At 73.4% G+C, this 7,138-nt stretch carries 6 protein-coding genes; 3 read left to right on the top strand and 3 right to left on the bottom strand.

Translation table 11 applies throughout. The features are described 5' to 3' along the window. Both AB8Z36_RS26525 and gndA read left to right on the top strand, forming a co-directional pair. Positions 1 to 860 (top strand): alpha/beta fold hydrolase (locus AB8Z36_RS26525; protein WP_369215897.1); only part of this gene is annotated, 860 nt, incomplete at its 5' end. 80 nt (positions 861 to 940) lie between these two features. Then, positions 941 to 2,380: an NADP-dependent phosphogluconate dehydrogenase gene (gene gndA / locus AB8Z36_RS26520; RefSeq protein ID WP_369215896.1), complete on the top strand. Its 1,440-nt coding sequence runs from the start codon at positions 941 to 943 to the stop codon at positions 2,378 to 2,380. A 19-nt stretch (positions 2,381 to 2,399) separates the two neighbouring features. On the opposite strand, the gene ligD is transcribed toward gndA, so the two are convergent. Genes ligD through AB8Z36_RS26505 form a run of 3 tightly spaced genes read right to left on the bottom strand, consistent with a single transcriptional unit; the run spans position 2,400 to position 5,897 of the window. Beyond that, on the bottom strand, positions 2,400 to 3,410 hold the full coding sequence (ligD, locus tag AB8Z36_RS26515; RefSeq protein WP_369215895.1) for a non-homologous end-joining DNA ligase: 1,011 nt from the start codon (positions 3,408 to 3,410) through the stop codon (positions 2,400 to 2,402). Next, the gene (locus AB8Z36_RS26510) at positions 3,407 to 4,129 is read right to left on the bottom strand and encodes a DNA polymerase ligase N-terminal domain-containing protein (RefSeq protein ID WP_369215894.1); all 723 of its coding nucleotides are present in this window, start codon (positions 4,127 to 4,129) and stop codon (positions 3,407 to 3,409) included. Before AB8Z36_RS26510 ends, ligD begins: the two co-directional genes overlap by 4 nt. After that, the gene (locus AB8Z36_RS26505) at positions 4,011 to 5,897 is read right to left on the bottom strand and encodes an ABC-F family ATP-binding cassette domain-containing protein (RefSeq protein ID WP_369215893.1); all 1,887 of its coding nucleotides are present in this window, start codon (positions 5,895 to 5,897) and stop codon (positions 4,011 to 4,013) included. Before AB8Z36_RS26505 ends, AB8Z36_RS26510 begins: the two co-directional genes overlap by 119 nt. A 338-nt stretch (positions 5,898 to 6,235) precedes the next feature. On the opposite strand from AB8Z36_RS26505, the gene AB8Z36_RS26500 reads away from it, so the two are divergent. Continuing rightward, on the top strand, positions 6,236 to 7,138 hold a 903-nt coding region (locus AB8Z36_RS26500), incomplete at its 3' end, for an SDR family NAD(P)-dependent oxidoreductase (protein WP_369215892.1).

Below are 7,138 nucleotides of genomic sequence, written 5' to 3'. Positions count from 1 at the left end.
GCTTCGACTACGTGCGTCTCCCCGGTGCGGGCGGTGTGGAACTGTCCGCCGCGACCGGCGGCAGCGGCACCCCCGTCGTGCTCCTGCACGGCTTCCCGCAGACCCACCTCATGTGGCGCCATGTGGCGCCCCGGCTTGCCGGTGACCACCTGGTCGTCTGCCCCGACCTGCGCGGCTACGGGGCGAGCGGCAAGCCCGCGGCCACCGACGACGACGTCTACTCGAAGCGGACGATGGCCGCCGACATCGTGACCCTGATGGCGGGACTCGGCCACGACCACTTCGCCCTGGTCGGCCATGACCGAGGGGCGCTCGTCGCCTTCCGGGCGGGCCTCGACCACCCGGAGACCATCACCCACCTGGGCATCCTGGACGTCGTACCGACCCTGGACATGTGGGACGTCCTGCGCGGGGTGTCCGCGGCGGTCGGCTTCCACCTGTTCCTGATGGCGCAGCCGCCCGGCCTGCCGGAGACGATGATCGCCAACAGCGCCGACGCGTTCTTCGGCTCGTTCCTCGACACCTGGGCCAAGGACCCCGGTGCGATCCCGGAGCCGGTGCGCGCCGAGTACCTGCGGGCGAGCGCGGCGGCGGTCGACTCGATCGTCGCCGACTACCGTGCCTCCGCGGGTGTCGACGTCGCCCACGACCAGGCCGACCTCGACGCGGGTTCGCGGTTCGCCATGCCCGTCGCGGTCGTCCAGCAGAACTGGGGTGCGCGGCTCGGCTACGACGCCGCCGAGGTGTGGCGGGCCTGGGCGCCGCATCTCGACCACCGGGTGACCGAAGCGGGCCACTTCATGGCCGAGGAGGCACCCGACGAGATCACGACGGTGCTACGCCGCCTGCTGGGTTCCTGACGTCCCACCGCCCCGGCCCCGGTACCTTTCGACACAGTCACCACCACAACCGACCACCCCGCACTTCAGGAGCGACAGGCATGAGCACTACAGCCCAGATCGGTGTCACGGGGCTCGCTGTCATGGGGCGCAACCTCGCCCGCAATTTCGCCCGCAACGGATACGCGGTCGCCCTCCACAACCGCACCGCGTCCCGGACGCACGACCTGGTGAACGAGTTCGGTGAAGAGGGCATCTTCGTCCCCACCGAGACCGCCGAGGAGTTCGTGGCCGCCCTCGAACGGCCGCGACGCCTGGTCGTCATGGTGAAGGCGGGCGAGGCGACGGACGCCGTCATCAAGGAGTTCGCACCCCTCCTCGAACCCGGCGACATGATCGTCGACGGCGGCAACGCGCACTTCGCCGACACCCGCCGCCGCGAGAGGGAACTGCGCGAGCAGGGCATCCACTTCGTCGGCACCGGTGTCTCCGGCGGCGAGGAGGGCGCGCTGCACGGGCCGAGCATCATGCCGGGCGGCAGCGTCGAGTCGTACGCCTCGCTCGGCCCGATGCTGGAGAAGATCTCCGCGAAGGCGAAGGACGGGGCGCCGTGCGTGACGCACGTCGGCCCCGACGGCGCCGGTCACTTCGTGAAGATGGTGCACAACGGCATCGAGTACGCCGACATGCAGCTCATCGGCGAGGCCTACCAACTCCTCAGGGACGTCGCCGGATACGAGCCCGCGCAGATCGCGGACATCTTCCGCACCTGGAACACCGGGCGCCTGGACTCCTACCTGATCGAGATCACGGCGGAGGTCCTCTCCCACGTGGACGCCGCCACCGGCAAGCCCTTCGTGGACGTGGTGCAGGACCAGGCCGAGCAGAAGGGCACCGGCCGCTGGACGGTGCAGATCGCGCTCGACCTGGGCGTCCCGGTCTCCGGCATCGCCGAGGCGGTGTTCGCGCGCTCGCTGTCGGGCCACGCGGACCTGCGCGCCGCGTCCAAGGGCCTCGCGGGTCCCTCGGCGAAGCCGCTCGGCGAGTCCGAGGCGGCGGCCTTCGCCGACCGGGTCGAGCAGGCGCTGTACGCCTCGAAGATCGTGTCGTACACGCAGGGCTTCCACGAGATCGCGGCGGGCAGCGAGACGTACGACTGGAACATCGACCTCGGCGCCGTGGCCGGGATCTGGCGCGGCGGCTGCATCATCCGGGCCGCGTTCCTGGACCGGATCACCGCCGCGTACGAGGCGGAGCCCGGCCTGGTGTCGCTCCTCTCGGACAAGAGCTTCGCGGACGAGATCGCCGGGGCCCAGGACGACTGGCGTGCCGTCCTCGTCGCGGCCACCACCCAGGGCGTACCGACCCCGGGCTTCGCGGCGGCGCTCGCGTACTACGACGCCCTGCGTGCCGAACGCCTCCCGGCCGCCCTCACCCAGGGCCAGCGCGACTACTTCGGCGCGCACACCTACCGCAGGTCCGACAAGGAGGGCACGTTCCACACCCTCTGGGGCGGCGACCGCTCGGAGACCGAGGCATAGGGCTATTCGTTCGGACCGGTCATGGCTCCGGTCGCTCCCGCACCACCTCCCGCGGGTCCTTGTCGTCGCGCAGCCCCTGGTAGCGGGGGTGGCGCAGGAGGCCGTCGCGGGTCCATTCGGTGAAGGCGATCTCGGCGACGAGTTCGGGGCGGACCCAGTGCGCGGTCCGCTCCGGCCTCCGGCCCTCGAAGGGCGACGTCCTCACCTCGCGCGCGTCGAGTTCCTGCCGCAGCGCCCGCAGGGTGCGGTGGTCGAACCCGGTGCCCACCTTGCCCGCGTAGCGCAGCTTCCCGTCCTCGTAGTGGCCGATGAGCAGGGCACCGAGGCCGGTCCTGCTGCCCGCGGGCTCGGTGAAGCCGCCGACCACGAACTCCTGGGCACGCGAGCACTTCAGCTTCAGCCAGTCGTCCGAGCGGCGTCTTTGGTACGTGCTCCCGGCCCGCTTGGCGATCAGCCCCTCCCAGCCGCGCCGGCACGCGTCCGCGAGCAGTTCCGGGCCGCCCTCGTTGCGATGCGCGCAGAACCGCAGCGGCGCCGCGAACGTCAGCGCGCGCCGCAGCAGCGACTTGCGGACCCGCAGCGCCAGCCGCCGCACGTCCGCACCGTCCAGGCGCAGCAGATCGAATACGTAGTAGGTCACCGCGACCTTGCTCGCCGCGACGTCGGCGGCCCGGGTGAGCCCCATCCGCTGCTGGAGCAGCGCGAAGTCCGTGCGGCCCTTGAAGTAGGCGACGATCTCGCCGTCGACGGTGAAGTCCGCGCAGTCCTGTGCGGCGAGGGCGTCGACGATCTCGGGATAGGTGGCGTTGAGCCGCCGCCCGGAGCGGGACAGGAGCGTCACCTCACCCCGCTCGCGCACCGCGAGCACCCGGATGCCGTCCAGCTTCCGCTCGAAGAGCCAGCCGTCCGGGAAGTCACGCCGGTCGCTGAGCGTCGCGAGCATGGGCGTGGCCGCGAGTTCGGCCCCCGGTGGTGCCGCGCGGACGCGCTCGTGCAGTTCGGGCGGGAGCGTGTCGAGCAGGCCGGTCACTTCCGCTCACCGTCATCCGTGTCCCAGGTCGCCGCGTCCGGGGCCTCGGCCATCTGCCGCAGCGTACGGCCGCTGCGCGCGGAGCGGGCACGCCGCGGATCGGGCGTGCCGCTGCCCGCGCTTCCGTGCCCGGACCCCTTGCGTACGAGCAGCCAGGTCGGCTTCTTCTCCTCGTGGCCGTGGAACCGGGTCAGCGCGTACGGCCCGCGCAGCTTCGCGCCGTGCAGCTCGAACGTGGCGTGCCCGTTCTCCAGGGCCTTCGCGAACGGCACCGGACGGTCCCGCTTGTCGTGGGTGGTCGGCCGGTACGTTCCCCGGTCCCAGACGATGACGGTCCCGCCGCCGTACTCGCCCCGCGGGATCACCCCCTCGAAGTCCCGGTACTCCATGGGGTGGTCCTCGGTCGGCAGGGCGAGCCGCTTGTCCTGGGGGTCGGTGGAGGGCCCCTTCGGGACCGACCAGGACTTCAGGACACCGTCGACCTCCAGGCGGAAGTCGAAGTGCAGGGAGGTTGCGTCGTGGATCTGTACGACGAAGACCGGGTCGCCCCGGCCTTCGCGGCCGCCCTCCGTGCCCGGCGCGTCCTGGTCGGCCGCACGCTCACCGCTCGGTTCGCGGGTCCTGCCGAAGTCCCGCTTCCCGCGATAGGTCCCCAGACCGTCCGCCCGCTCTCCGTCGGTCCGCTGTCCGTGCCTCCCCTGTCCGTCCTTCTCGCTCACGGCGGCGCTCTCCTTCGTCGGGGTCGCTGGGTCGTCCCGGCCGGTACCCGTGATTGTCACCGGCACGCACCGGGCGGGCCACCGCAAGGCGGGGCCAGTCGGCGAGGTCGCGCAGGAGCTGCCGGTCGTGCGTGGCCACGACGACGGCGGCGCCGGTGCCGCGCAGGGCGGCCGTCACCTCGTCGACGAGCGTCGCCGACAGATGGTTGGTCGGTTCGTCGAGCAGGATCAGGCCGGGCCGCCCGGCCAGGGCGAGCGCCAGGTCCAGGCGCCGCTGCTGGCCCAGTGACAGCCGCCCGACCGGCGTACGCGCGGCCTCCGGGTCGAGCAGTCCCAGCGCCGCCGCCGGAACGGCCTCGGCCGCGCCGAGCACTCCCCGGGAGACCAGCCGCCCCACGTGCCGGTCGTACGCCTCGTGGGCGGTGAGCCGGGTGTCCCACGCGGCCGTCTCCTGGGCGATTCGGGCGACGCGGGCCCCCGGCACCGCCCGGACCACTCCGCACGAGGGGGCGAGCGCACCGGCGAGGACCGCGAGCAGCGTCGACTTGCCCGCGCCGTTGGGCCCGGTGACGAGCAGCCGGTCACCCGCGTCGAGGGTGAGGTCGACCGGCCCGTCGAGCCTTCCCGCCACGCGGACCCCGTGCGCCCGCAGTTGCGGCGCGCCCGCCCGGACGTACGGCTCCGGCCAGCGCAGCTCCGGCGGCGGCGCGGGCACCTCGACGCGGTGGGCGTCGAGCGCCTCCCGCTGCCGGTGCAGGGCCTGGACGGTGCCGGGGGCGCGGGACTGGCGCTGATGCCTGCCGGTGCCCTTCGCCGGACGCCAGCCGGTGGAGAGGCGGTCCCGCGCCCGCGCCACCGCGTCCTGGAGCCGCCGGTACTCCTCCCGCTGCTCCGCGTAATCCTGCTCCCAGCTCAGGCGCTCGCGGCGCCGGGCGTCCCGCCAGGCGTCGTAGCCGCCCGCGTACAGGCGTGGCCGGCCCTCGCGGCTCGGGTCGAGGTCGAGGAACCGGTCCGCCACGTCGCGCAGCAGCGCCCGGTCGTGGCTGACGACGGCCAGGCCGCCCGGGTGTGCGCGCAGCCTGCGGGTCAGAAAGGCCAGACCGTCGGCGTCGAGGTGGTTGGTCGGTTCGTCCAGCAGGAGTACGTCGTGCCGGGCGCCGAGGAGGCAGGCGAGCCGGACCCGGTAGCGCTGCCCGACGGACAGGGCCGCCAGCGGGCGCCCCCGGTCGGTGCAGGCACCCAGCGCTTCGAGGGCGACGTCGACACGGCGACCGGCGTCCCAGGCGTCGAGCCGGGTGGCGGCGTCGAGTGCGGCGGCGTAGCGGTCGTCGGCGCCGGGGCCGTCGCCGCTCAGGGCGGCAGCGGCGGTGTCGAGCGCGTCGAGTGCGGCGAGCGGGGCGGCCAGCGCCTGTGCGGTCAGGTCGCCGACGGTCTCACCGTGCCGCACGGACAGTTCCTGGCGGGCCAGGCCGACCGTCCCCGCCCGGTGCAGGGTGCCCGCGTCGGGCGTGATCAGCCCGGCGAGCACATGGAGGAGTGTCGTCTTGCCCCGTCCGTTCTCGCCGACGACGGCGATCCGCGAGCGTGCGGACACGGTGACGGTGAGGCCGTCGAGCACACGCCGGGTTCCCCGGGTGACGCTGACACCCACCGCCCGCAGGTGCGCACGGCCGCCCGCGTCGACGGGCAGGGACAGCGATTCGGGGCCGGAAAGGTGCCGCTCGGACGGGTGCTGCTCGGAATCGTGGTGCTCGGGAAGGTGTGGCAAGGGAGGTCGCTCCGCAGCTCGCAGGGGAGCCGGGCAGCATGAGGAGCCGCCCGGCGGGAACCGGGACGGCGCGCGCTTGACGCTGTTTCAGCAGGGAGAAGGCGCCGCCGTCAGCGGGCGGTGCGGACCTTCTGCGACCAGATACCTCTTGCCATGGGACGAGCGTAGCAAGGGGCCACTCCCGCCCGCGATTAACGGCCGCCCGAGCTGTCGGTGATCCGTAGGAGACATGTCGGTGGCCGCTGGAACCGTGGGCACCGAGTTGCCCGGCACGGCGGCTGTGCCGCCCGGCGCAGCGGCAGCGGCAGCGTCGGCCATTACGCGAGGAGCCCCGAACCATGTCGTCCATGACCTCCACCGCACCCTGGGACGTCCACCGGCTCCCCCGTGCCGACGGCAGCGTCTTCCTGGTCACCGGCGGCAACGCGGGCATCGGCTACTTCGTCGCGGAGCAGTTGTCGGCGACCGGGGCCACCGTCGTCCTGGGCAGCCGGGACCCGGTGAAGGCCGGGGCCGCCGTGGCGGCGATCCGCGAGCGCGTCCCCGGCGCCCGGCTGCGGGCCGTACGGCTGGACCTCGCCGACCTCGGGTCCCTCGCGGGGACAGTGGAGCAACTGGCGGTGGAACGGCTCGACGCGGTCGTCCTCAACGCCGGAGTCGCCCTCGACGACCCGCCGCGCGAGGAGACCGGGGACGGCCACGAGCTGATGTTCGGCACCAACCACCTCGGACACTTCGCGCTGACCCAGCGGCTGATGCCGCTCCTGTCGGCGGCGCCCGCGGCCCGCGTCGTCACCATGGGCAGCTTCGCGGCGAAGACCGAGCGGCTCGACCTCGACGACCTCCAGTCCCGTACGGACTACCGGCCCAAGCGCACCTACGGCCGCAGCAAGCTGGCCCAGATGCACTTCGGCCTCGAACTCGACCGCCGCCTGCGTGCCGTCGGCAGCACGGTCGGCGGCGTGGTGGCCCACCCCGGCGGTGCCCTGGACTCCCTCACCCCGTCCCGGCCGCCGCTCCATGTGCGGACCACCGGCGCACGGCTGGGCGCGGCCCCCGCGGCTCTGCTCGTCCAGGGCAAGGACGCGGGGGCCTGGCCCGCGGTRYCGGGGAGCGGGGAGACATCCGGCAGCGAAGCCACTATCTCGCTCTCGCGCGGCCTGTCGGACGGCGGAGTTGTCGGTCGAGAGACGCGACCAGGTCACGGTGGTGTCCGTGACGGGGTCTCTGGACGCCGACAA

The sequence above is a fragment of the Streptomyces flavofungini genome (assembly GCF_041028215.1).
Lineage (GTDB): Bacteria > Actinomycetota > Actinomycetes > Streptomycetales > Streptomycetaceae > Streptomyces > Streptomyces flavofungini_B.
The sequence above is the reverse complement of the archived record's forward strand: the minus strand, read 5'-3'. Positions and strand labels throughout refer to the sequence as shown.

What these genes read in the sequence shown, in the direction of transcription:
- gndA (WP_369215896.1), top strand. Translation starts at nt 941, where the DNA reads ATGAGCACTACAGCCCAGATCGGTGTCACGGGGCTCGCTGTCATGGGG.